The 22,487-nt window shown below is 63.7% G+C and carries 20 protein-coding genes, 1 tRNA gene and 1 pseudogene; 7 read left to right on the top strand and 15 right to left on the bottom strand.

Annotated features, from left to right (window positions below; translation table 11 throughout):
* Both AC0L3S_RS01960 and AC0L3S_RS01955 read right to left on the bottom strand, forming a co-directional pair.
* Window positions 1-143, bottom strand: a 143-nt coding sequence (locus AC0L3S_RS01960; protein ID WP_473277935.1) for a porin, incomplete at its 3' end; no start/stop codon positions are given.
* A 496-nt stretch (window positions 144-639) separates the two neighbouring features.
* Window positions 640-3,255, bottom strand: a complete 2,616-nt coding sequence (locus AC0L3S_RS01955) for an O-linked N-acetylglucosamine transferase family protein (protein ID WP_473277926.1) — start codon at window positions 3,253-3,255, stop codon at window positions 640-642.
* Between the two features lie 651 nt (window positions 3,256-3,906).
* Between AC0L3S_RS01955 and AC0L3S_RS01950 the strand changes: the two genes are divergently transcribed.
* Window positions 3,907-3,999, top strand: a tRNA-Ser gene (locus AC0L3S_RS01950).
* A gap of 178 nt (window positions 4,000-4,177) precedes the next feature.
* Here AC0L3S_RS01950 and AC0L3S_RS01945 read toward each other — a convergent pair.
* From AC0L3S_RS01945 to AC0L3S_RS01905, 9 genes are all read right to left on the bottom strand, one after another.
* The gene (locus AC0L3S_RS01945; protein WP_007611206.1) at window positions 4,178-4,444 is read right to left on the bottom strand and encodes a hypothetical protein; all 267 of its coding nucleotides are present in this window, start codon (window positions 4,442-4,444) and stop codon (window positions 4,178-4,180) included.
* 1,638 nt (window positions 4,445-6,082) lie between these two features.
* Window positions 6,083-7,567, bottom strand: coding sequence for an Asp-tRNA(Asn)/Glu-tRNA(Gln) amidotransferase subunit GatB (gatB, locus tag AC0L3S_RS01940; protein ID WP_473277925.1), 1,485 nt, complete (start codon window positions 7,565-7,567; stop codon window positions 6,083-6,085).
* Window positions 7,564-8,460, bottom strand: coding sequence for an FkbM family methyltransferase (locus AC0L3S_RS01935; protein ID WP_473277924.1), 897 nt, complete (start codon window positions 8,458-8,460; stop codon window positions 7,564-7,566). The genes gatB and AC0L3S_RS01935 overlap by 4 nt, the downstream gene beginning before the upstream one ends.
* Window positions 8,457-8,762 carry a hypothetical protein gene (locus tag AC0L3S_RS01930; RefSeq protein ID WP_473259601.1) on the bottom strand — a complete coding sequence of 102 codons (306 nt, stop codon included), beginning with the start codon at window positions 8,760-8,762 and terminating at the stop codon, window positions 8,457-8,459. Before AC0L3S_RS01930 ends, AC0L3S_RS01935 begins: the two co-directional genes overlap by 4 nt.
* Window positions 8,753-10,228, bottom strand: coding sequence for an Asp-tRNA(Asn)/Glu-tRNA(Gln) amidotransferase subunit GatA (gene gatA / locus AC0L3S_RS01925; protein ID WP_473259598.1), 1,476 nt, complete (start codon window positions 10,226-10,228; stop codon window positions 8,753-8,755). Before gatA ends, AC0L3S_RS01930 begins: the two co-directional genes overlap by 10 nt.
* On the bottom strand, window positions 10,225-10,449 hold the full coding sequence (locus tag AC0L3S_RS01920; protein WP_473248009.1) for a hypothetical protein: 225 nt from the start codon (window positions 10,447-10,449) through the stop codon (window positions 10,225-10,227). The genes gatA and AC0L3S_RS01920 overlap by 4 nt, the downstream gene beginning before the upstream one ends.
* Before the next feature lie 20 nt (window positions 10,450-10,469).
* Window positions 10,470-10,757: an Asp-tRNA(Asn)/Glu-tRNA(Gln) amidotransferase subunit GatC gene (gene gatC, locus AC0L3S_RS01915; protein ID WP_212335862.1), complete on the bottom strand. Its 288-nt coding sequence runs from the start codon at window positions 10,755-10,757 to the stop codon at window positions 10,470-10,472.
* 75 nt (window positions 10,758-10,832) lie between these two features.
* The gene (locus AC0L3S_RS01910) at window positions 10,833-11,909 is read right to left on the bottom strand and encodes an NAD(P)H-dependent flavin oxidoreductase (protein ID WP_473277923.1); all 1,077 of its coding nucleotides are present in this window, start codon (window positions 11,907-11,909) and stop codon (window positions 10,833-10,835) included.
* Window positions 11,910-11,926: 17 nt separating this feature from the next.
* A complete protein-coding gene (locus AC0L3S_RS01905; protein WP_473277922.1) occupies window positions 11,927-12,904 on the bottom strand; it encodes an NAD(P)H-dependent flavin oxidoreductase in 978 nt (325 codons plus the stop codon).
* Between the two features lie 97 nt (window positions 12,905-13,001).
* Between AC0L3S_RS01905 and AC0L3S_RS01900 the strand changes: the two genes are divergently transcribed.
* Together AC0L3S_RS01900 and AC0L3S_RS01895 are read left to right on the top strand one after the other, a co-directional pair.
* The gene (locus AC0L3S_RS01900; RefSeq protein ID WP_473277921.1) at window positions 13,002-13,892 is read left to right on the top strand and encodes a LysR family transcriptional regulator; all 891 of its coding nucleotides are present in this window, start codon (window positions 13,002-13,004) and stop codon (window positions 13,890-13,892) included.
* Window positions 13,893-14,108: 216 nt separating this feature from the next.
* Window positions 14,109-15,044: a cyclase family protein gene (locus AC0L3S_RS01895; RefSeq protein WP_473277920.1), complete on the top strand. Its 936-nt coding sequence runs from the start codon at window positions 14,109-14,111 to the stop codon at window positions 15,042-15,044.
* 58 nt (window positions 15,045-15,102) lie between these two features.
* On the opposite strand, the pseudogene AC0L3S_RS01890 reads toward AC0L3S_RS01895, so the two are convergent.
* Window positions 15,103-15,312 (bottom strand): annotated as a pseudogene (locus tag AC0L3S_RS01890) (hypothetical protein); the annotation flags it as partial.
* A 47-nt stretch (window positions 15,313-15,359) separates the two neighbouring features.
* Between AC0L3S_RS01890 and ruvX the strand changes: the two are divergent.
* Window positions 15,360-15,851: a Holliday junction resolvase RuvX gene (gene ruvX / locus AC0L3S_RS01885; RefSeq protein WP_007603328.1), complete on the top strand. Its 492-nt coding sequence runs from the start codon at window positions 15,360-15,362 to the stop codon at window positions 15,849-15,851.
* 3 nt (window positions 15,852-15,854) lie between these two features.
* On the top strand, window positions 15,855-16,778 hold the full coding sequence (locus tag AC0L3S_RS01880) for an AEC family transporter (RefSeq protein WP_473277919.1): 924 nt from the start codon (window positions 15,855-15,857) through the stop codon (window positions 16,776-16,778).
* Here AC0L3S_RS01880 and AC0L3S_RS01875 read toward each other — a convergent pair.
* Genes AC0L3S_RS01875 through AC0L3S_RS01865 form a run of 3 tightly spaced genes read right to left on the bottom strand, consistent with a single transcriptional unit; the run spans window position 16,775 to window position 19,985 of the window.
* Window positions 16,775-17,539 carry a lysostaphin resistance A-like protein gene (locus AC0L3S_RS01875; protein WP_473277918.1) on the bottom strand — a complete coding sequence of 255 codons (765 nt, stop codon included), beginning with the start codon at window positions 17,537-17,539 and terminating at the stop codon, window positions 16,775-16,777. The genes AC0L3S_RS01880 and AC0L3S_RS01875 overlap by 4 nt on opposite strands.
* A gap of 23 nt (window positions 17,540-17,562) precedes the next feature.
* Window positions 17,563-19,206, bottom strand: a complete 1,644-nt coding sequence (locus AC0L3S_RS01870) for an acyl-CoA dehydrogenase family protein (protein ID WP_473277917.1) — start codon at window positions 19,204-19,206, stop codon at window positions 17,563-17,565.
* A gap of 20 nt (window positions 19,207-19,226) precedes the next feature.
* Window positions 19,227-19,985, bottom strand: coding sequence for a M15 family metallopeptidase (locus AC0L3S_RS01865; RefSeq protein WP_473277934.1), 759 nt, complete (start codon window positions 19,983-19,985; stop codon window positions 19,227-19,229).
* 214 nt (window positions 19,986-20,199) lie between these two features.
* Between AC0L3S_RS01865 and AC0L3S_RS01860 the strand changes: the two genes are divergently transcribed.
* Window positions 20,200-21,147, top strand: a complete 948-nt coding sequence (locus AC0L3S_RS01860) for an aspartate carbamoyltransferase catalytic subunit (RefSeq protein WP_007603315.1) — start codon at window positions 20,200-20,202, stop codon at window positions 21,145-21,147.
* Between the two features lie 5 nt (window positions 21,148-21,152).
* Window positions 21,153-22,454 (top strand): dihydroorotase, encoded by a 1,302-nt coding sequence (locus AC0L3S_RS01855; protein WP_473277933.1) that lies wholly within the window; start codon window positions 21,153-21,155, stop codon window positions 22,452-22,454.
* Window positions 22,455-22,487: the final 33 nt, after the last annotated feature.

The following is a 22,487-nucleotide window of genomic DNA, read 5'->3' as shown; positions in this document are numbered from 1 at the left end:
TAGTAGAAACCCGCACCGTACAGGGAGCAGATCTTCACGTATTCGACCGCTTTGGCCTTCACGGGGAGATCGGCTGCCTGCGCTCCGCCGACAGCGATGAGACCCGCTGCGGAACCGAGCAAAAGGCTCTTAACCAACTTCATGTTAAACCTCCAAGTTTGCCATAGGGAAGGTTCCGGATCCGCTGGGTGAAGACACCCTAAGGTTGGTTCCCTTGTCCCTTAAATTCACCGCTTAGTCGCTTCGCGCCTTCGGACACACCCGCTGAACGCGAGGGACTTAAGCGAACCACCTAAGACGGGACGACCTCGGGATGCCCCCCTCCGTCGCTCAGTCACAATTACCGAACGCCCTTGCACACACAACAACAGAACGCTTCAGAACCGGCCGATGGAGCGTGTTTTCCGGCGGGTGTTGCACAAATAACACGCAGATGTGATCAGAGCGGCTTTGTAAGGCGTTGAATTTATTCGATTATTTCGACAGGTTCCATCTGCCGCCAAAAGTTCCGGCGAGAGTCCAATATCCCCAGAGAAGCTCTTCTGCGGCTTTGACGCGCCAGAATCGGGAATCATCCAGGGACTCGGCGCGCGCCTTCCGGAGTTGCCCGGTCTGGTCAGGAGGCCGCGACGGCCGTCCTCATCCGCGCGCTTGAACGTCGATATGATCCGGCGGCAAGCCGGCCTGATGTCGTTGATACATAGCCTCGTAAGCCGTCTCCAACCGCCTTGCGTAGAGCACCGCATCAAACGGTGATGCGGTCAGGTGGCTCCCCTGCAGGCGTCCGCGAATATCCGCCAGCTTCTGTTTATCAAGCGCCAGCTCGGTCGCGAGTGACTCATAATCCGCACGGGTTCGCGTGATCAGCTCAGGCAGGCCGACAGCGCTCAGCAAGCTCGCCGCCACGCGGCCGGCGAAGCTATTCCCGATTTGGGTCACCACCGGCAGACCGGCCCATAACGCGTCGCTGGCCGTCGTGTGCGCGTTGTAGGGCAGCGTGTCCAGGAAGAGGTCGGCGAGGCGATGGCGCGCCAAATGTTCGGACGAAGACGCAACGCGCCTTGCAAACACCAGGCGATCCGGATCGACGCCCCGGCCCTTGGCTTCCTTCCGCAGATTCGATTTTGCGATCTCGCCCACGTCGGACAGCCACAAGACCGACTGGTCCACGCTCTTCAAGATGTTCATCCAGGAGCCAAAGACAGCCGGATTGATCTTGTAGGCATTGTTGAAGCAGCAAAACACAGTCCATTCCTGCGGCAAATCGTGATCGGCCCGATTGGGCGCAGCATCGTCGATTGTCCCGACGTGATTGTCGCGCGGCATGAAGCTGCCGGGCAAGCGAACGATTTTCTCGTCGAAGAATTGGCTGTTTTGATCCGGCAGCACGATTTGATCGGCAATGATGTAGTCGACTAGCTCCCTGCTCCCCAACGTCCCCGCAAACCCAAGATAGCTGACGGCGGTCGGAGCCGCGCTGGATGCGAACAACGACAGCCTGGCATTGTGCGTATGGCCTGCAAGATCGACGAGAATGTCGATCTGCGCATCGTCGATCGCTTTCAGGACTTCACCGTCGAGCTTGTGCTCGCAATCGACAAAGCGATGAAATGACTTTTCGAGCCGCTTGCGCAGATCGCTGTTGTCGTCAGGACCGATTGAAAACGCATACGTCTCGAAGCGGTCGGGATCGTGATTCTCGAATATCTCGGCGGTGAGGTACCCGACCGGATGCTTGCGAAAATCAGGTGAAACATACCCGACCCGGATCTTGTCGTGGCGACGGATTTCACCCCGTGGCCCCGTTTTGGACACATGCGGGAGCTTTGCCCTCACCCAGGTCCTGGCGCAGCTGAGCTGATCATCGGGAGAATCCGTCAGGGACAGCAAAGCAAAGGGAGAGCTATTGGCCTTCCCGAGCCGTATTGCCGCCGTCAATTGGCCGATCTCTTCGTCCAGATTGTCCCAATTGCACAGGTTCATCTTCGCAAGAAGACGCAAACCCTCGATACCCTCGAGGTCAGGCCTGATCGACACCGCCTTGTCGAAGGCGATGTAGGCTTCGTCATAGCGCCCGAGCTCCATAAAGACGTTGCCCCGGCCAATCCAGGCCCCCTCGATGTCGGCCTTGATCGCGAGCGCCTTGTCATACGCGGCAAGAGCCTCCTCGTAGCGCTTCAGCCCCCACGCCAAATTGCCGCGACCGAGCCATGCCTCGGCGAGATCAGGCTTGATCGAGAGCGCCCGGTCGTACGCAGCGAGTGCATCGTCGCGGCGCTTGAGCTCGGTGAGAACATTACCGCGGCCAAGCCAGGCTTCCGCCAGATCAGGGCGGATCGCCAACGCCCTGTCAAAGGCAGCGAACGCCTCGTCAAGGCGTTTGAGATCGAAGAACACATTGCCCCGACCAAGCCACGCGTTCTCGAGGCCGGAGTTGATGGAGAGCGCCCTGTCGTAGGCTGCCGACGCCTCGTCGTAGCGCTTCAGGCTCCAGAAAAGATGGCCTCGGGCAACCCACGCGCCCTCGAGATCAGGCTTGATCGAGATCGCCTTGTCATACGCGGCAAGCGCCTCGTCGTGGCGCTTGAGATCGGTGAGAACTTCACCTCGGCCAACCCATGCACTCGGGACGTCCGGCCTGGCCGACAGCGCCTTGTCGTACGTGGCAAATGCGTCGTCGTACCGCCTGAGATTCCGGAGTGCATTGCCTCGACCAAGCCATGCAGTCTCCAGGTCAGGCCTGATCGACAACGCCTTGTCGTAGGCGACGAGGGCATCCTCGTAACGCCTGAGCTTTTCAAGGCAGCCGCCCTTGCTTGCGTAGGCATCGGCAAAGTTCGGATTGTAGAATGTCGCCTTGTCGAATTGCTCAATCGCTTCGCCATAGCTTCGCGCGAACTCGGCAAGGATCGTGCCTCTGTTGTGATACGAAAGGGGATTGCGCGGATTCACCGCCAATGCGCGCGTGAAATAGGCCAGGGCTTCCTGAGGCCGGTTCAGCGCTTTGAGCGCATATCCATAATTGCTGAGGGCCTCGTCGCTGCTTCCGTTCAGGGCCACGGCCGCCCTGAGATGCATTTCGGCCTCGGCAAATCGGCCTTGTACGAGCATCACCACGCCCAGGAGATGTTCGACTTCGAAGATGTTCCTGGCGGATTTGGCGATCTGCTGCAGTATTCTTTCCGCTTTGACCAAATCATGGGCGTGAAAGGCTTCGACGGCACGTCGAAATTTGGTCTGCAGTTCACCCGCCAAGTCCATTCCTCCCTCGGGACGTCGGTCAATCATACCATCGGCCCCGACATTGCAAGATGAGACCGCAGCGGCGTAGCCCGGCAGTCGAGGGACGGGCGAAGCGTGCCAGCCCGGCAGCCCCTCGCCGCTATGATCTCCAGGGCGCCGTTCCAACCGAAAGCGCGCCAGGACAGACTCTGATTGCGGCGACGCCTGGCGCGACGGGGCGGCTCCTCGGCCGGCAAGCGAGTTATCCCGACTAATAGTGAGAGCGCCCTTCCGCAGCCTGACACGGGACCTCGTCGGCCGATCTGAGGGCAATCACCGCTCCATAGCGCGCGGCGAATCGCGGAAAGAGAAAATCAAATCAATCACTTGCAAATGAACCGCTAGAGGCGGTCGGCAACGAAGGCAGTCGTCCCCCGCGCGGGCCATCCGATCAAATTTTGAAACAAAATCAATTATTTATGCGGGTAAAGCGAGCTTTTGTCCGCGCCAGAACCACACTTAATACAAGCGCCAAAACCTCCAGCTTTGCGTCCGTTATCGCGGCGTTACGTTCTCGCGCCGGGAGCAAACCGCTTGGTTTCGGAATTCGCTGGGAATATTCGAGCAAAAACACACGCTTCCAAATTGACCAGCCCAAGTAATTAGATGCATAAGGCTCGCACCGGAGAGGTGGCCGAGTGGCTGAAGGCAACGCTTTGCTAAAGCGTCATACGGTCTCAAGCTGTATCGAGGGTTCGAATCCCTCCCTCTCCGCCACTCCGCGGCTGTCCGGCCCGAAGACATGGGTAACGGAACGTACCTAAGAACGGAACGTACCTAAGACATGGGTGACAGCCTCGTGCCGAACGGGATCCGCTTGGCGGACCACGAGGGAACCTGATTCAGCACAAATCAGCTTCACCTGCGAAACGACGGCTGGGACGTGCTTCACCGCTCAGTGGGCGGAGACCCACGCCCTCGCCTCGCGCTGGGCGGCCGAGATATCGGCGTCCGACATCTGTCCGGCGACTTCCTGGCGCAGCGTCACGGCGTCCTTGCGGCCCTTGAGCGCGGCGAGATTGAACCATTTGTGCGCGGCGACGAGATCGACGAGACCGGAGCGTCCGCTCGCCCAATAGAGGCCGCGCTCGAACAGCACGTCCGACAGCGCGCCTGCGTCGATCGGCGTCGCGGTCTCCAGATCGAAAGTACCCTGAAACATAACGCATCCCCTTTTTTTGTGCCGTCTCGTCCCCCGAGCGCGGCTCCCGTCCAATCAACTGTTCAACTCATCCCCGAGGCTTCTTGCCCGTGCCGTTTGCCGGCTTGTTGGAGGTAATGATGGCGGGCAAATTTGAATGGCAGTTTAAGTATCGCGATGAAGCAGACGTAAACGCGCCCGCGCCAGGCGCGCGCGACAAATGCAAGAAGTCCCCATTTTGCAGGCACTTCTGCAATTCGTCAGATTCGGTTTACCTTGGGATTTTGGGAGAACGATAACCATTGCGCACGGTGAGGCGCGTCCTGTGGTGTCCCCGTCCGCTGTCGTCGCCGAATTCCAGAGACAGCAATTGTTTCACCGCAAGCGGCGCGCGAACGGCGCCCCATTGCGCCGCGGCCGCCCTGCTCGAGCAGGGCGCGCATATGAAGAAACATATGGCTGCAAGCTCGACAGCGGCCATCCTTTGAGACGCCCGCCTGCGGCGGGCCCTCAGGATGAGGGATCAGGATGCGGCAGCATCAACGCAGATGGATGCAGCTGTGCCTCATCCGGCGAAGCGGCCGTCGCGAAGGACGAGGCGCTCGCTCAGGTACGCTGAGACGTCATATGCGATAGCCCTGACTGCACAAGGGCAGAACGGCCACGCCGCGGTCAGATCAACAATGTCGGGATAAGGGAATGCCGGCAATACCCCGGCCTCATGAGAACGAGGGCGTCGGCGAACACGTCAGGACCAGATTCCACGTTGGCCCGAAGGCCGCCGGTGAAATTGCGGAGCCCTTACGGAGAACCGCACCGAACGAAGAAAACTCGTTTCTTCTGCCGGACCGGGCTTAGCGAGCGAACCCGCGAAGAGAACGATCCGACCGTTGACCTGATGTCTCGCCGACACCCTCTATCGTCGACCAGAACCTTTTGAGAGGCGCTGATGACGTGCCGGCTCTCTAGGAGCCGGCAACTTCAAAAAGCGAAGTTACTTCTTCTTGGCGACCTTGCGGGTCTTCTTCGCAGTCTTCTTCACTGCGCTCTTCGCCTTCTTCGCCTTCTTTGCCTTCTTAGCTTTCTTGGCCATGTTGCCCTCCGATGTGTGAGATGGCTTAATCGCTGCATGCAGTCGGGGATCGAGTGCACACTCATCCCGAATACACCAACACAACGAAAAAAACAGCGTCTCGCTTAAAGAAGTGTTGACGGCGAAACGCGCCTGCGCTGGCGAACGCGATGCAAACGGACTGCATGAGATGTGCTTGCGATCGCGGAGAGTGCCCGCGGCATCGACCTTTGCAAAAGATGCGATTGTAGAAAAACACTATGCAGCAAGTATTTTCTTGCACGCATGCATCGCGCGCGATCGTTGCAATGATGCATCCTGCCAATCGCGCGAGCGCCTCGCGAAGGCGCTTCGCGGACTCTGAGTCGCGACTTTTGGCAACGAAAATATTTTCATGATTAACGGCGCGAGCGCTCGTTGGAGCGTGTGCAAGTCCCCGTTTTGCGCGAATCGCGTGACGGCGATTCGGTCGGCGTATCGCGCTCGATCGGGATGAAGTTCGTCGCCGCGGATGCGCGCGAGCGTCGCATCGCGAACCGAAAGCGAGGTGACGACGCCTGTCCGTCACCTCGTTCGAACGCGCGAGGTCAGATGCCGAGCTTGGACTTGAGCAGCTCGTTGACGCTCTGCGGGTTGGCCTTGCCGCCGGATGCCTTCATCACCTGGCCGACGAACCAGCCGAGTGACTGCGGCTTGTCCTTGACCTGCGCCGCCTTGTCGGGATTGGCCGCGATGATGTCGTCGACAACCTTTTCGATCGCCGAAAGATCCGTGACCTGCTTCATGCCGCGGCTTTCGACCAGCGCGCGAGGATCGCCGCCCTCCTGCCAGACGATCTCGAACAGATCCTTGGCGATCTTGCCGGAGATCGTGCCCTCGCCGATCAGGTCGATGATCCCCGAGAGCTGTGCGGCATCGACCGGAGAGTCCGTAATATCCCGGCCTTCCTTGTTGAGACGGCCGAACAGCTCGTTGATCACCCAGTTGGCAGCGACCTTACCGTCGCGCGCGCGGTTGGCGAGCTTCTCCAGCACGGTCTCGTAGAACACCGCGCTCTCGCGCTCGGCGACCAGCACGCTGGCGTCGTAGGCCGACAGGCCGAGATCCGCGACGAAGCGCGTCTTCTTCTGGTCCGGCAGCTCGGGCAGCTCAGCTTTCAGCTTGTCGACGAAGCTTTGCGAGAACTCCAGCGGCAGCAGGTCGGGATCGGGGAAGTAGCGGTAGTCGTGCGCCTCTTCCTTGGACCGCATCGACCGCGTCTCGCCCTTGTTCGGGTCGTAGAGCCGGGTCTCCTGGTCGATCGCGCCGCCCTCCTCGAGGATTCCGATCTGGCGCCGCGCCTCGTACTCGATCGCCTGGCCGATGAAGGTGATCGAGTTCATGTTCTTGATCTCGCAGCGGGTGCCGAGCGGCGCGCCCGGCTTGCGCACGGAGACGTTGACGTCGGCGCGCAGGGATCCCTTCTCCATGTCGCCGTCGCAGGTGCCGAGATAGCGCAGGATCGAGCGTAGCTTGGTCACATAGGCCTTGGCCTGCTCGGCATCGCGGATGTCGGGCTTCGACACGATCTCCATCAGCGCCACGCCGCAGCGGTTGAGATCGACATAGGACATCGTCGGCGACTGATCGTGCAGCAATTTGCCGGCATCCTGTTCCAGATGCAGCCGCTCGATGCCGATCGTGGCGGTCTTGCCGCCGTCCAGTTCGACCACGACCTCGCCTTCGCCGACGATCGGCGACTTGTATTGGCTGATCTGGTAGCCCTGCGGCGAGTCCGGATAGAAATAGTTCTTGCGGTCGAACACCGAGCGCAGATTGATCTGCGCGTTCAACCCGAGTCCGGTCCGGACAGCCTGCCTGACGCATTCCTCGTTGATGACCGGCAGCATGCCCGGCATCGCCGCGTCGACCAGCGACACATGCGTGTTCGGCTCGCCGCCGAACGCGGTCGAGGCACCGGAGAACAGTTTCGCGTTCGACGTCACCTGAGCGTGGACCTCCAGGCCGATGACCATCTCCCAGTCACCGGTTGAGCCCTTGAGAAGCTTGTGGGGTGCGGCAGGTGCGTTCATGGCTCGACTGGTTCCTCTACTGATCCCTTGGCCGCTCGCGCTTCACCCGCTTCGAGAAGCCCGTTGAGCGACCGGAGTACATCGGCGGGCTGGCGCAACGCGATCTCGCGGCGGCCCATCACCTCGATCTCTCCGAACAGCGCGTCGACCTCCGGCGAGGAGGCGAACACGAAGCCGTCGAACGACGTGCTCTGCTCCTCGAAATCGCTGGAGATCTCGACGCGGTAGCCGTGCGCCTTGAGACGATCGACGACGTCGTGATGGAGTGCCTGCGAATGGGTTGCGACGAAGAGATAATCGACGCGGCGTTTGGCAAGCACGCTCTCCGCGCCCTGCAGCATCTCGACTTCGAAGGCCTGGATATCGGCATGCAAGATGTCGAGATGCTTGATCTTCCTGTCCCTGAAGAAGGCGTCGACTTCGAATTTGCCCTTGCCAACGAAGGCCTTGACGAACTCGGCCCGCAGTCCGTTGCGCGCGAAATTATCCTGGCCGGTTTTCAGGCAAGCGGGATCCGGCTCGACCAGGATGACCTCGGCCTTGGGCCGCGCCTTCTTGAGCCACATCGAATAGTGACCCCAATAGGCGCCGAGCTCGACCATCGAGGGCGCTTCGCCCAGCCGCTTCAGCAATTCCTGGAAGACATATTCTTCCAACGGCTCGTGGACGCCGCGATTGATGATGAGCACACTGCTGAAAGGTCCGTAATAGGCTCCGGGCCCGATGCCCGGAACCTTCAGCCCGTTATGCAGATAGACCTGGTCGCCTTCGACGCAGCCTGCCATCGGGACGCGTTCGATCAGGAGGTTGAGCGGATCGGAAACGATCTCTCGAAAACGACCGAATAAATCCTCCGGCTTCGCCTTCGGACCCGTGAAACGAGGCTCGCTCATGCGGATGCACTCCCACCCAGCGCATCGACGATGCGTTGCCATTCTGCTTCAAGCGAATCCGTTGCCACGGGCTGGCCGGCCTGGCGGTACCAATAGCCGGCATTCCCGAGGTCGCCCTCGACGCGATGCAGATAGGCGTGCACCCAGGCGGCCTCGCGGCTGCTCTCGTCCTGGACGATTCTGTGCGCCTGGTCCCAGTCACCCTTGGCGGCCCACCACAAGCCGGCGAGCGGCGCGCTGAGATCCGGCGGTGGCGCGGCGCCGTCGAGGCTGGCGATATACGCCGCCATGTTCACCACCATTTCGCCGGCGTGAAGCGGCCGGCGGCCTGCTCGATCACCTCGCCGAGCGAGAACAGCGTCTCCTCGTCGAAGGGCCGGCCGATCAGCTGCAGGCCGAGCGGCAGACCCTGCGCGTCCTTGCCGGCGGGCACGGCAATGCCCGGCAGGCCCGCCATGTTCACCGTCACCGTGAAGATGTCGTTGAGGTACATCTCGACGGGGTCCGCGCCGCCCTTCTCGCCGATGCCGAAGGCCGCCGACGGCGTCGCCGGCGTCAGGATCGCGTCGACGCCCTTGGCGAAGCAATCCTCAAAGTCCTTCTTGATCAGCGTGCGCACCTTCTGGGCTCGCAAATAGTAGGCGTCGTAATAGCCGGCCGAGAGCACGTAGGTGCCGATCATGACGCGGCGCTTCACCTCGGCGCCAAAACCCTCGGCGCGGGTGTTCTCGTAGAGTTCGTTGATGTTCCGGCCCTGCTCGCGCAGGCCGAAGCGCACGCCGTCGTAGCGCGCGAGGTTGGAGGACGCCTCCGCCGGCGCCACGATGTAATAGGCCGGCAACGCGTATTTGGTGTGCGGCAGCGACACTTCGACGAGTTCGGCGCCAGCCGCCTTCAGCCAGGTCGCGCCCGCTTCCCAAAGCTTTTCGATCTCGGCCGGCATGCCGTCGAGACGGTACTCCTTGGGAATGCCGATCTTCATGCCCTTCACGGACCTGCCGATCGCGGCCTCGTAGTCCGGCACGGCCATGTCGACCGAGGTCGTGTCCTTCGGATCGTGGCCGGCCATCGAGCGCAGCAGCATCGCGGCGTCGCGCGTGCTACGCGCGATCGGACCGGCCTGGTCGAGCGAGGAGGCAAAGGCGACGATGCCCCAGCGCGAGCAGCGGCCATAGGTCGGCTTGATGCCGACGGTTGCAGTGAACGCCGCCGGCTGACGGATCGAGCCGCCGGTGTCGGTCGCGGTCGCGCCCATGCAGAGCAGAGCCGCCACAGCGGAGGCCGAGCCGCCGGACGAGCCGCCCGGCACCAGGGTCGTGTTGGAGCCATCACGCCGCCAGGGATTGCCGACGGGGCCGAAGCACGAGGTCTCGTTCGATGAGCCCATCGCGAACTCGTCATTGTTGAGCTTGCCCAGCATCACCGCGCCGTCACGCCACAGCTGCGAGGTGATGGTGGACTCGTAGGTCGGCACGAAATTACCGAGGATTTTTGAGCACGCCGTGGTGCGCACGCCCTTGGTCGCGAACAGGTCCTTGATGCCGAGCGGAATGCCGGCGAGCGGCCCCGCATCGCCCTTCCCGATCCTGACGTCCGCTTCGCGCGCCATGGTCCGCGCCTGGTCAGGCGTCTCCATGACGAAAGCATTGAGCACGCGCGCGGCTTCGATCGCGTTCAGATGCGCGTCGGTCAGCTCGAGGGACGTGAAAGTCTTGGCCGCGAGGCCCTTGCGGGCCTCGGCGAGCGTCAGCGATGTCAAATCGGTCATTTATTGATCGGGCTGCAGAAGAACGGAGACAGGGACTTGTCGTTGGCCGGGTCGTCTTGCGTGACGTTTTTCTTGGCGGCCGCTTTCGCAGCCGCCTCGATCTCGTCGAGCACGGCATTGACGGCGACATTGGGATCGGCAGCCTTGCCCTGCCGCTCCATCTTGTCGAGATAGTTCATATAGGCCTGATAGGCCTTCTCGTCGTCGCAAAGCATGCACATCGACAGCGTCCTGAATTGAACTATTCAACTACCTTGGGCACCAGGAAGAAGTGACCTTCGGTCGCGGGCGCGTTGGCAACGATATCGTCGGCGATCTCGCCGTCATTGACCACATCCTGCCGCTTCTTCATCTGCATCGGGGTGACCGAGGTCATGGGCTCCACGCCCTCGACATCGACCTCCGAGAGCTGCTCGACAAAGGCGAGCATGGCGTTGAGCTCGCCCTGCAGATGCGGAACCTCGCCCTCGGAAACCGCAATGCGCGCCAGATGGGCGATGCGGCGGACGGTAGCGGCGTCGACGGACATTATATAAGGCCTCTCACGGCAAAACCTATGTGCCGTATAGCAGAGGCCGCTTTTGCGCCGCAACCGGCGGCGGACCTATCCGGCGAGAGCTTTCATGCGAGCCAGGGCCGATTCGGCGAGATCGCGGGTCAATTCGGCTGCCGGGACCTCGCGACCCAAGGCGATCGCCTGCCCGGCCCAGAGATTTGTGAAATCCACCCTGCCCTGCTTTTCGGCAGCCGCCTTCAGCGGTCCCAGCGCCGTCGCGGCATGGGGAAATGGCGGCGCGTCCGGCGAAATCGGGCCGGCCTCGCGCATCAGCCGGTTCTGGACGCCGCGCGCCGGCCGCCCGGTCATGACATTGGTGATGACGGTGGAATCATCCCGCCCCTCGGCGAGCGCCGCGCGTGCCGCCGCACTGACCTTGGATTCCGGACAGCGCAGATAGGCACTCCCGATCTGCACGCCGGCCGCGCCGAGCGCGAAGGCGGCTGCGATGCCGCGGCCGTCCGCAATGCCGCCGGCCGCAATCACCGGGACCTTCACCGCGTCGACCACCTGCGGCACCAGCGCAAAGGTGCCGGGCTGTCCCGAGATCTTGTCAGTCAGGAACATGCCGCGATGGCCGCCGGCCTCCGCACCTTGTGCGATCACCGCATCAGCGCCGTGCTGCTCGAGCCAGACCGCTTCCCTCACCGTCGTCGCCGAGGAGATGACGCGACATCCTGCTGCCTTGACCCGCTTGAGCAGCGCGGCCTCCGGCAGGCCGAAATGGAAGCTGACGATCTCCGGCTTCAGCTCCTCCACGACCTCACAGAAGCCGGCGTCGAACGGCGCGCGGTTCGCGGCATTGATGGGTGCGGCGGGATCGAGGCCATGCTCATTGTAGTAGCCCGCGAGGCGCTGCTTCCAGCGCGCCTCCGCCTCGGCCGTGAGCTCGACCGGTGTGTGGCAGAAGAAATTCATGTTCACCGGCGCGGAGACGCGCTGCCGGATGATGTTGACCTGCTCACGCGCCTTGTCCGGCGACAGCATCGCGCTCGGCAGCGAGCCGAGCCCCCCGCCTTGCGCAACGGCGATCACCAGCTCCGCGTCCATCACGCCAGCCATCGGCGCCAGCACGATCGGGAATTCGGTCTTGAAGAGATCGATCAATCGACGGTTCGGCCACATGGTTGTTCTCTCGCAGTTTAGGCGGACACGCTGGAATTACGCCGGCCGGCTAGCAGTTGCTCGGCCTCGGTCGCGATACGTTCGACGATTTCAGCCGCCGGTGGAATATCATGGATCAGGCCGACCGCCTCGCCCGCGATCACCGCGGCAATGTCGAAATTCCCGGCGGCCTTCGCAGCCGCATAGGCGGGCCCGACTGCGGCGACATTCTGCATCAGTTCGACCTCGCGGCCGATCCAGCGTCTGGCGTGATCGTTGACTAGGCACCGGCCGGTAAACGGCGCGGGCCAGACATTGTTGCGGGAGAGATCGAAAATGATGCCCCGCACCGTTGCGCCACTATCTGCCGCGCAGATGCGCCGCTTGGCCTCTTCCGCGCCATCGGCCTCCTGGCTCGCGTAGAAGCGCGTGCCGAGCAGCACGCCGCTTGCACCGAGCATCATCATGGCCGCAAGTCCCCGCCCATCGGCAATACCGCCGGCCGCTAGCACCGGCACTCGACCCGCGGCAAGATCGACGATTGCCGGGACCAGATCGATCGTGGTGCGCGAGGCGCCGTGACCGCCGGCCTCCGTCCCCTGTGCGATCAGGACATCGGCGCCCGCATCGAGCGCTTGGCGCGCCATCGTCTCGTCCTGCACCTGGCAGATCAGGCGGGCACCGGCGGATTTGATGCAGGCCGCAAAGGGTGCGGGATCGCCGAACGACAACATGATCGCGGATGGGTTTGCGGCGAGTGCGATGTCGAGAAGTTCGGGCCGCGTGGCGAGGCTCCAAGTTATGAAGCCGATCCCGAACGGCGCTTTCATGCCGGCGAGCTTGGCAATCTCCTGCTCCAGCCAAATCCTCTCGCCGTAGCCGCCGCCCAGGATGCCGAAGCCCCCGGCACGGCTCACCGCCGCCACGAGGCGGCTGCCTGCTACGACGTCCATCGGCGCCAGCAGGATCGGATGCTCAATCTCCAATAGCGTGGTCAGCGGCGTCGCGATCGGCATGGCTCCTCCCTGGTCTGGACAGCGAGACTAGGCGCGAATACCATTCTCTAAAATTGAATTCTTGCGAACGCTGCCATCTCGAAAGAGAAACGATATTATGGAACTCAGCGACATCCAGACCTTCGCCGCCGTCGCCCGGACCGGGGGCATCACCCGCGCGGCCGAAGAGCTCAACACGGTGCAGTCGAACGTGACCCAGCGCGTGAAGGCGCTGGAAGCCGAGATCGGCACGCCGCTGTTCGAACGGCATAGCCGCGGCATGACCCTGACCGGCGCGGGCAAGCGCCTTTTGCCCTACGCGCAACGGATGTCCGCACTGGCGCGCGAGGCCGTGCTCGCGGCCTGCGACGACGGCGAGCCCAAGGGACCGCTCGCGATCGGCTCGATGGAAACGACCGCAGCGGTGCGGCTGCCGCCATTGCTCGCGGACTTTCATCACCGCTTTCCCGCCGTCCGGCTGAGCCTGCGCACCGCGCCCACTGCCGACCTCGTCGCTTGCGTGCTCGAAGGCACGCTCGACGGCGCCTTTGTCGCAGGTCCGATCGCGCATGCCGATCTCATTGCGACAAGCGCGTTCCGCGAAGAGCTGGTGCTGGTCAGCGCGCGGCGCTGGGCCACGCTCACCGAGCTGCGCGCCGGCACGCCGGAATCCGGTCCGACGGCGCTGGCGTTCCGCACCGGCTGCACCTACCGGCAGCGGTTGGAACAGATCTTTGTCGAGTTCGGCTGGCCGTCGGCCGCGCGCTTCGAGCTCGGCACGCTCGAAGGCATGATCGGCTGTGTCGCCGCCGACATGGGCGTGACGCTGCTGCCGCGCGCCGTGGTCGAACGCAGCGCGATCAACGGCAGCGTGTCGATCCACGCGCTGAGCCATTCGCACGCGCAGGTCGAGACGCTCTTCATCCAGCGTCGTGCCGGACATCAAACCAGCGCGCTGAGCGGGTTTGCCGCCTGCCTGAAGCAAGACGACGAAGTCATCGCGGCCTGAGATGCCAGCGCGTTCCACGACGCGAAATTCACTGTCACAAATCTGTCGTACTTGATTCAACCGACGCTGCGCGCGGCGAGTGCTGCGTTCAGCCGCCGCAGCATGGCACCGCGAAAAGTTTTGAAGCCCGCGGCTTTTCTACGTTAGGATGAGCGACTGGCCAGCGCGAAATCATAACGAAGCCAAACATCGGCAAAAACATCGGGAGGACTATCGATGCGCAATACGCTCGTGTTGTGCTGTGTCGCCGCGTTGTCTGCGACGATCGAATCAGCAAGCGCTCAAGACTGGACCAAATCGAAATGGGGGCCGAACGACGAGATCGGCGCCGCCAACTACATGACCCCCGAGCTCGTGCTGAAGGCCGCATCTCTGGTGAAGACCGGGAAGACCTACGCGCTCGGCATTCCCGTTACACCACAAACGCCCGCCTATCCGCCGCGCGCATTCAAGCTCACCATCGTGCAACCCGGACAGGCCGGCATCCCGGGTTTGGGCCCGAACAAGGCCACCTACAATGACGACATCCTCGACACCTGGGTCGGCATCGGTAGCCAGATCGACGGACTCGGCCATCTCGGCGTCGAGCACGTCTACTACAACGGCAACAAGCTCGCCGACTTCGCCGATCCGAACGGATTGAAGAAGCTCGGCATCGAGAAGGTGCCGCCGATCGTGACCCGCGGCGTGCTGCTCGACATGGCCGCCTATTACAACACCGATATCGTGAAGGAAGGCACCGCCTTCAACGTCAAGGAGATCGATGAGGTCGCGAAGAAGCAGGGCGTCGAGATCCGCCAGGGCGACGTCGTCATCTTCCACACCGGCTGGCTCAGCCTGATCGGCAAGGACGACAAGCGCTATTCGGCCGGCGAGCCCGGTCTCGGCGTCGAAGGCGCAAAATACCTGACCAGTAAGGGCGTCGTCGCGATCGGTGCCGACACCTGGGCGCTCGAGGTGCTGCCGTTCGAGTCCAAGAACGTGTTCGAGGTGCACCAGATCCTGCTCGCGATGAACGGGACCTACATCCTGGAGAACATGGATACGGCCGCGCTTGCCAAGGACAAGGGATACGAATTCCTGTTCGTGCTGGGCCAGCCGCGCTGGACCGGCGGCGTGCAGGCCATGATCAACCCGATCGCGATCCGTTGATCCGATGCCCGGGCGAGGACCCTGCCGTCCGCAGACGCCCTCGCCCGGCCTTTCTCTCCGGCCTGAGATGCCATCGCCGCAGCGCCACAACGGCCCAGATCGCCTCGACGACGCCGAACGGCCAGGCGCCTTGCAGGAAGCCGTAAGCCGAACCGAGCACGCAGGACATTGCGAACATCAGTACGAACCAGTGGCTGCGGTCCTCCAGGGCATAAGTGACCAGCATCGCCGTCACGGCGAATAACCCGAATAATGTCAGCGTATCCATAGTTACGGGTTCACTCCGCAGCGCGACGCGTGATATGCGCTAACACCATGCCGGCTCTTATCCTGCCTCTCGTCGACGCTGCAACCCACTGGCCCGAACGCGGCGGGTTGGTCGGACTCGATCTGGGTACCAAGACCATCGGCGTTGCCGTGTCCAATCCGGACCGCCGGTTAGCGACCGGCGTCGAGACGATCCAGCGCAAGGCGTTCAAGCAGGATGCCGCCCGGCTGCTCGCGATTGCCAGTGAACGCAAGGCCGTCGGCTTCGTGCTCGGCCTGCCCATCAACATGGACGGCAGCGAAGGCCCGCGCGCGCAATCGACCCGGGCTTTTGCCCGCAACCTCGCCGGCCTGACCGCGCTGCCCATCGGCCTCTGGGACGAGCGCCTCTCAACGGCCGCTGTCGAGCGCGAACTGATCGGCATGGACGTCAGCCGCGCCAAGCGCGCCGAAGTGATCGACGAGCACGCCGCGATCTTCATCCTGCAAGGCGCGCTCGACCGCCTCGCCAATCTGCGCGCAGCCCCGGGGCCTGACTGATCCATGGCCGTCGTGATCGCGGCGCTCCTCCCCGTCTTTATCCTGATCGTGCTCGGCGTGGTGCTGAAGCGCACCCTGATGCGGCTCGACACGCAATGGAACGGGCTGGAGCGGCTGACCTATTTCGTGCTGTTTCCGATGCTGCTGATCCAGACGCTGGTGAAGGCCGACCTGTCCAAGGTGCCGGTGGCCGGCGTCGGCGGCGCGCTGCTGCTCTCCGCGCTCGCGATGTCGCTGCTCTGCCTCGCGCTCCGCCCGGCCCTGTCGCGGCTCGATATCGACGGCCCCGCCTTCACCTCGATCTTCCAGGGCGCGATCCGCTGGCAGACCTATGTGGCGCTGTCCGTCTCCGCCAACATGTTCGGCGAGGTCGGGCTGGCGCTCGCCTCCGTCGCGATGGTGGCGATCATTCCGCTGGTCAACGTCCTCAGCGTCGCGGTGCTCGCGCACTACGCAGCGCCGGAGAAGCAATCCGCGCGCGCGATTGTCATGACGGTCGTCCGCAATCCCCTGATCTGGGCCTGCGCGATCGGCCTCGTCATCAATGTCTTCCACCTGCCGCTGCCGAAGATCTGGCATGAGGTGGCGGACGCACTCGGCCGCTCCTCGCTCGCCATCGGCCTGCTCGTCACGGGCGCCGGCCTGCATCTTGAAGGCCTGCTCCGCCCCAGTACGGGGGCCGCTGTCGGCGTGGTGTTCAAGCTGGTGCTGATGCCCGTGGTCGCGCTGGTGCTCGCCGTCTGGTTCGGACTGTCCGGCGACAGCCTCGCCATCGTCGCGATCTGCGCCGCGGTGCCGACCTCGACCAGCGCCTATGTGCTGGCCCGCCAGATGGGCGGCGATGCCCCACTACTGGCGCAGATCATCACGCTGCAGACGATTTTGGCGGCGATCACCATGCCGATCGCGATCGCGCTGGTGGCCTAACTCCCCAACCACATCGTCAGCACCACCGCCGTCAGATTGTTCAGCGCATGCAGCACGATCGTGAGCCAAAGTGAGTTGCTGCGATAGCGCATGTAGCCGAACCACAGGCCGATGGAGAAGACCTCGGCGAGGAAGTACAGGTCGTATTGCAGGTGCACGACCGTCCACACCAGCGACGAGAGGATGATCGCGCCGGGGACGCGCAGGAAGCTCGCCGACCAGCCGCGATAGAGGAAGCCGCGCGCCAAAACCTCTTCGGACATCGGCGCCGCCACGCTGAAGGCGAACAGCAGCATCACGGCAGCGCCCTTGTCGCGGCCGGATTTCAACAGATCGGTCATGAAGCCCGGCGTCGCTTCGCGGCCGAGACTCCGCGACATCGTCTCCCAGGCCACCACGATCAGGATCAGCCCGACGGCGCCGAACAGGAGTTGCTTCCAGGACGGCCAATACAACGCGAGATAGTCGACGAAGGAGGCCTTCTTGATGCGGATCGCCAGCCACACGGCGGCCAGCGTCGCCGGCAGGCCCATCGTGACCGACAACGCGAGCGACGCCGGCTCGCCGCCGACGTGCTGCATCGATGCGAGGTCGATGGGGTCGCGGGCAACCCAGACCAGATAGACGATGGCCCCGATCTGCCCGACGAACATGGCTGCGAAGATAGCGATGCCCCACAGCGCCGTACCCCAGAATTTCCAGACCCGCGGCGGCGCCGGCGTCTCGGTGAGCGGAGGATGATCGGGATTGAGGGAGTCCATTAAAGCGCTTTCGTTAGGAAGGCTCACGGCAGCGCCCGCTCCAGCAGCGCGCGTACATCGCCACTCTCGAGCTCGACCGCGCCGTACATGCTGGCGTGATTGGCGGCGAGGCGTGTGGTGGCGAACAGTTCGGCTTGGCGCGGCGACACGCCGTTGAGCGCGGCCGAGGCCGCAAGCAGCGCCAGCTTCTCGACCGCAAGGCGCGCGACGCGTTCGCCGTCCGCGCGCCGGAAGGTCTTGCCGATGAACGAGACGGCCTCGCCTGCTCCCGGCAAACCTTTGGTCTCGGTGGCAAGCGATTCCAGTACCGCCATCGCCGCCTCCGGCTCGCGCGAGAGCGCGCGCAGCACGTCGAGGCACATGACGTTGCCCGAACCTTCCCAAATCGCGTTGACCGGCGCCTCCCGGTAGTGCCGCGCCAGAACGCCGTCCTCGACATAGCCGTTGCCGCCGAGGCATTCCATGGCCTCGTAGAGGAACGGCGGCGCGCTCTTGCAGGTCCAGTATTTGATCGCAGGCGTCAGCAGCCGCATGTAGGCGGCCTCCGCCGGATCGTGCGGCGTCCGATCGAAGGCGCGGCAGAGCCGCATCACCAAGGCTGTGCTTGCTTCGACGTGCAAGGCCATGTCGGAGAGCACGGCCTGCATCAAGGGCTGATCGGCCAGATGTTTCTGGAACACGCTGCGGTGCCGGGCGTGATGCAGCGCGTGGGCGAGCCCCGAGCGCATCAGGCCGACCGAGGCGATCGCGCAATCCTGCCGCGTGAGTTGCACCATCTGGATGATGGTGCGGATGCCCTTCCCCTCTTCGCCGACAGCTTCCGCATAGGCACCGACGAACTCGACCTCGGACGACGCATTGGAGCGGTTGCCGAGCTTGTCCTTCAGCCGCTGGAACTGGATCGCGTTCACCGCCCCATCCGGCGCGAAGCGCGGCATGAAGAAACAGGTCAGTCCCTGGTCCGCCTGGGCCAGTACAAGGAAGGCGTCGCACATCGGCGCCGACATGAACCATTTGTGGCCGGTGATGCGGTAGGCGCCTCCGTCGCGCACCGCGCGCGTCATGTTGGCGCGCACGTCGGTGCCGCCCTGCTTCTCGGTCATGCCCATGCCGAGGGTCATGCCGCGCTTCTGCCACCACCGCGCGAAGGTGGGATCGTAGCTTTTCGTCGACAGCACCGGCATCACCTTGGCGAGCAGATCAGGCTGCATCGCGAGCGCCGCCACGGAGGCGCGTGTCATCGTGATCGGGCAGAGATGGCCGGTCTCGACCTGCGCGGCCATGTAGAATTTTGCCGCGCGGACGACCTCTGCGGCATCGCCCGCGGGTCTTCCATCCGCGGTCCACGTCGAATTGTGCACGCCGGCACGGACGCTGTGGGCCATCAGTTCATGATAGGCCGGATGAAATTCGACCTGGTCGCGCCGATTGCCCTTGGCATCGAAGCTGCGCAGCTTCGGCGTGTTCTCGTTCGCGACGCGCCCCCGATCGGCCATCGCAGCCGAGCCCCAATGCTTACCGAACTCCGAGAGCTCCCGTTCGGCCGCCGCACCGCCATTGCTCCTGACCGCCGCGACCAGCGGCTGGTCCGCGGCGAACAGATCGACGTCCTCGAACGGCGGTGACTGGTTGAAGACCTCGTGGGTCGCGAAGCTGGGCTGGGTCATCTCATGTCCTCGGCGCGGAATCAGTTCCGCCGCGGCTGGATCGGGAAATCATAGGCCGCCCCTCCCGCCCCCGGCAGTGAAAAGTGCCACCACTCCTTCGCATAGTTCACAAAGCCTTGCCTCGCCATCGCAGCCACCAGCCGCTTGCGCCAGGCGCGCTGGTCCGGACTGATTGATGGTGCGGCGGTGTGTCCTTTCACGTCGGTGCAGTCATAGCCGGTGCCCATGTCGACGCTGCCCTCCGGCAATCGCCCCTCGACCGGCGCCGTGCAATCGGCGTAGGCCTTTGACGGGTCGTATTTGCCTGAATTGTCCGCCTTGAGATCGACCAGCGTGAGATCGAGCGCCGCGCCCGTCGAATGCTGCGAGCGGCTTGCAATGTAGCCGAGGCGGAACAGCTCGGTCTTGGGAATTTTGGGATTGTAGCGCCGCTCGGCGGCGGTCTCGTGGCCGTTCTGCGACCACTTGACCATGTCGAGCGAGGCCCGCGCCGGCCGGTAGCAGTCGAACATCTTCAGCGAGAGATTTTGCGCCGCCAGTTCCTGCTGGACCGCCTTCAGCCGCAACCCAACCTCCCGCTTCACCACGCATTCGCCGGCGCCGTAGCCGGCGAGCGGACGGCCGACGAAATTGTTCGAGGTGGCGTAGCGGATGTCCTGGATGATGCTGGGGTCGATGTCGTGCAAATAGACGAAACCGCCGGGAAGCGATTGGGCGTGGGCAGTGCTGATCGTCATTAGCGCCAGGAGCGCTGCCAGAATTAATTTCACGAAATACATCCCAGTCGTCATGGCCGGGCTTGTCCCGGCCATCCACGCCTTTTTACAACAAATACTCGCGAAGAACGTGGATGCCCGGCACAAGGCCGGGCATGACGGAGAAGACGGGGACAGCTCACGCCACAGCGATAAGACCGACAGATCGGGGGATAACTCCCCGCCCGGGCTTTGGCCCTTGCCCCCCCGGCCATCCCCGCCTATAGCTCTCGCTTTAATGACATCGAAATCGACCTTCGTCCTCGGCCACCGGCATTTGCTGGGCATCGAGGGCCTTTCCGCGGCCGACATTACCGGCCTCCTCGACCTGTCCGAAGAATATGTCGAGCTCAACCGCCAGGTTGACAAGAAGCGCACCGTCCTGCGTGGACGGACGCAGGTGAACCTCTTCTTCGAGGCTTCCACCCGGACCCAATCCTCGTTCGAGCTCGCCGGCAAACGGCTGGGCGCCGACGTCATGAACATGTCGGTGTCCTCCTCGTCCATCAAAAAGGGCGAGACGCTGGTCGACACGGCCATGACGCTCAACGCCATGCACCCGGATATCCTGGTGGTGCGCCATCACGCCTCCGGCGCGGTGGAACTGCTGGCCCGCAAAGTCGACGGTTCCGTGATCAATGCCGGCGACGGCGCACATGAACATCCGACCCAGGCCCTGCTCGACGCGCTCACCATCCGCCGCAACAAGGGCCGGCTCGAGGGCCTTGTCGTCGCGATCTGTGGTGACGTGCTGCATTCGCGCGTCGCCCGCTCCAATATCATCCTGCTCAACGCAATGGGCGCCCGCGTCCGCGTCGTCGGCCCCTCCACGCTGCTGCCGCCCGGCATCGAGCGGATGGGCGTCGAGGTCGCGCGCGACATGCGCGAGGGGCTCAACGGCGCCGACATCGTCATGATGTTGCGGCTCCAGCGCGAGCGCATGAACGGCTCCTTCGTGCCGTCCACCTCCGAGTACTTCCATTATTTCGGGCTGGACCAGAAGAAGCTCGCCTACGCCAAGCCAGACGCCCTCGTCATGCATCCCGGCCCCATGAACCGCGGCGTCGAGATCGACACTGCGGTCGCTGACGGCGCGCAATCCCTGATCCGCGAACAGGTGGAAATGGGCGTGGCCGTGCGCATGGCGGTGCTGGAAGCGCTCGCCCGCAACCTGCCGAACGCGTGATGCTCATGTTGACCGACCGCCGACCCATCCTGCTTGGCAATGCCCGCGTCGTCGACCCCTCCCGGGATTTCGATGGCCCCGGCGATGTCCTGATTGCCGACGGCATCATCCGGGAGACCCGCCGCGGCATTGGCGCTGCCGGCGTCCCCGAGGGCACCGACGTCGTCAACTGCGCCGGCAAGATCGTCGCACCCGGGCTGATCGACATGCGTGCCTTCGTCGGCGAGCCCGGCTTCAGCCATCGCGAGACCTTTGCCTCCGCGAGCCAGGCGGCTGCGACCGGCGGCATCACCACCATCATCTGCCAGCCTGATACCTTGCCGGTGATCGACAACTCGGCGACCGTCGACTTCGTGATGCGGCGCGCCCGCGACACCGCAATCGTCAACATTCAGCCGATGGCGGCGCTGACCAAGGGCATGCGCGGCGAGGAGATGACCGAGTTCGGCCTGCTCAAGGCGGCCGGCGCGATCGCCTTCAGCGACTGCGACAAAAGCGTGGTCAATGCGCAGGTGATGCGCCGCGCCCTGACCTACGCGCGCGATTTCGACGCGCTGATCGTGCACTACACCGAGGATCGCGATCTCGTCGGCGAAGGCGTGATGAACGAGGGCGAATTCGCCTCGCGGCTCGGCCTGATGGGCATCCCGAACGCGGCGGAGGCCGTGATGCTGGAGCGCGACATGCGCCTCGTCGCGCTCACCGGCGGCCGCTATCACGCGGCGTCGCTGACCTGCATCGAGTCGCTCGAAATCCTCCGGCGCGCCCGCGACGCCGGCCTCGCCGTGACCGCCTCGGCCTCGATCAACCACCTTGCGCTGAACGAGAACGACATCGGCCCTTACCGTTCGTTCCTGAAGCTGTCGCCGCCGCTGCGCACCGAGGACGACCGCCGCGCGCTGGTCGCCGCCGTCGCTTCCGGCCTGGTTGACGTCATCATGTCCGACCACAATCCGCAGGACGTCGAGGTCAAGCGCCTGCCTTTCGCGGAAGCGGCCCCCGGCGCCATCGGGCTGGAGACCATGCTCCCGGCTGGCCTTCGCCTCGTGCACAACGACGAGCTGGATCTCAAGACGCTGATCCGGGCGATGTCGACGCGGCCGGCCGAGATTTTGGGATTGCCTGGCGGAACCCTGCGCCCGGGCAGCCCCGCCGACGTCATCGTGATCGACCCAGATGTTCCCTGGGTGGTCGATCCCGCCGACCTCAAATCGCCCTGCAAGAACACCCCGTTCGACGAGGCCCGCTTTACAGGCCGCGTGGTGCGCACCATTGTCGGCGGACGGACGGTATACGAGCATGTCTGACGTGCGGAGCTGCTGCCAGGGAATTTGCAGACA

The sequence above is a fragment of the Bradyrhizobium sp. Ken01 genome (genome assembly GCF_055807355.1).
This window is presented reverse-complemented; position numbering and strand designations above follow the sequence as displayed.

Excerpts from the sequence above, each read along its gene's own strand:
- AC0L3S_RS01945 (WP_007611206.1), bottom strand. The coding sequence starts at position 4,444 with ATGTTTCAGGGTACTTTCGATCTGGAGACCGCGACGCCGATCGACGCA.
- gatB (WP_473277925.1), bottom strand. The coding sequence starts at position 7,567 with ATGAACGCACCTGCCGCACCCCACAAGCTTCTCAAGGGCTCAACCGGT.
- AC0L3S_RS01935 (WP_473277924.1), bottom strand. The coding sequence starts at position 8,460 with ATGAGCGAGCCTCGTTTCACGGGTCCGAAGGCGAAGCCGGAGGATTTA.
- AC0L3S_RS01930 (WP_473259601.1), bottom strand. The coding sequence starts at position 8,762 with ATGGTGGTGAACATGGCGGCGTATATCGCCAGCCTCGACGGCGCCGCG.
- gatA (WP_473259598.1), bottom strand. The coding sequence starts at position 10,228 with ATGACCGATTTGACATCGCTGACGCTCGCCGAGGCCCGCAAGGGCCTC.
- AC0L3S_RS01920 (WP_473248009.1), bottom strand. The coding sequence starts at position 10,449 with ATGTGCATGCTTTGCGACGACGAGAAGGCCTATCAGGCCTATATGAAC.
- gatC (WP_212335862.1), bottom strand. The coding sequence starts at position 10,757 with ATGTCCGTCGACGCCGCTACCGTCCGCCGCATCGCCCATCTGGCGCGC.
- AC0L3S_RS01910 (WP_473277923.1), bottom strand. The coding sequence starts at position 11,909 with ATGTGGCCGAACCGTCGATTGATCGATCTCTTCAAGACCGAATTCCCG.
- AC0L3S_RS01905 (WP_473277922.1), bottom strand. The coding sequence starts at position 12,904 with ATGCCGATCGCGACGCCGCTGACCACGCTATTGGAGATTGAGCATCCG.
- AC0L3S_RS01900 (WP_473277921.1), top strand. The coding sequence starts at position 13,002 with ATGGAACTCAGCGACATCCAGACCTTCGCCGCCGTCGCCCGGACCGGG.
- AC0L3S_RS01895 (WP_473277920.1), top strand. The coding sequence starts at position 14,109 with ATGCGCAATACGCTCGTGTTGTGCTGTGTCGCCGCGTTGTCTGCGACG.
- ruvX (WP_007603328.1), top strand. The coding sequence starts at position 15,360 with ATGCCGGCTCTTATCCTGCCTCTCGTCGACGCTGCAACCCACTGGCCC.
- AC0L3S_RS01880 (WP_473277919.1), top strand. The coding sequence starts at position 15,855 with ATGGCCGTCGTGATCGCGGCGCTCCTCCCCGTCTTTATCCTGATCGTG.
- AC0L3S_RS01875 (WP_473277918.1), bottom strand. The coding sequence starts at position 17,539 with ATGGACTCCCTCAATCCCGATCATCCTCCGCTCACCGAGACGCCGGCG.
- AC0L3S_RS01870 (WP_473277917.1), bottom strand. The coding sequence starts at position 19,206 with ATGACCCAGCCCAGCTTCGCGACCCACGAGGTCTTCAACCAGTCACCG.
- AC0L3S_RS01865 (WP_473277934.1), bottom strand. The coding sequence starts at position 19,985 with ATGTATTTCGTGAAATTAATTCTGGCAGCGCTCCTGGCGCTAATGACG.
- AC0L3S_RS01860 (WP_007603315.1), top strand. The coding sequence starts at position 20,200 with ATGACATCGAAATCGACCTTCGTCCTCGGCCACCGGCATTTGCTGGGC.
- AC0L3S_RS01855 (WP_473277933.1), top strand. The coding sequence starts at position 21,153 with ATGTTGACCGACCGCCGACCCATCCTGCTTGGCAATGCCCGCGTCGTC.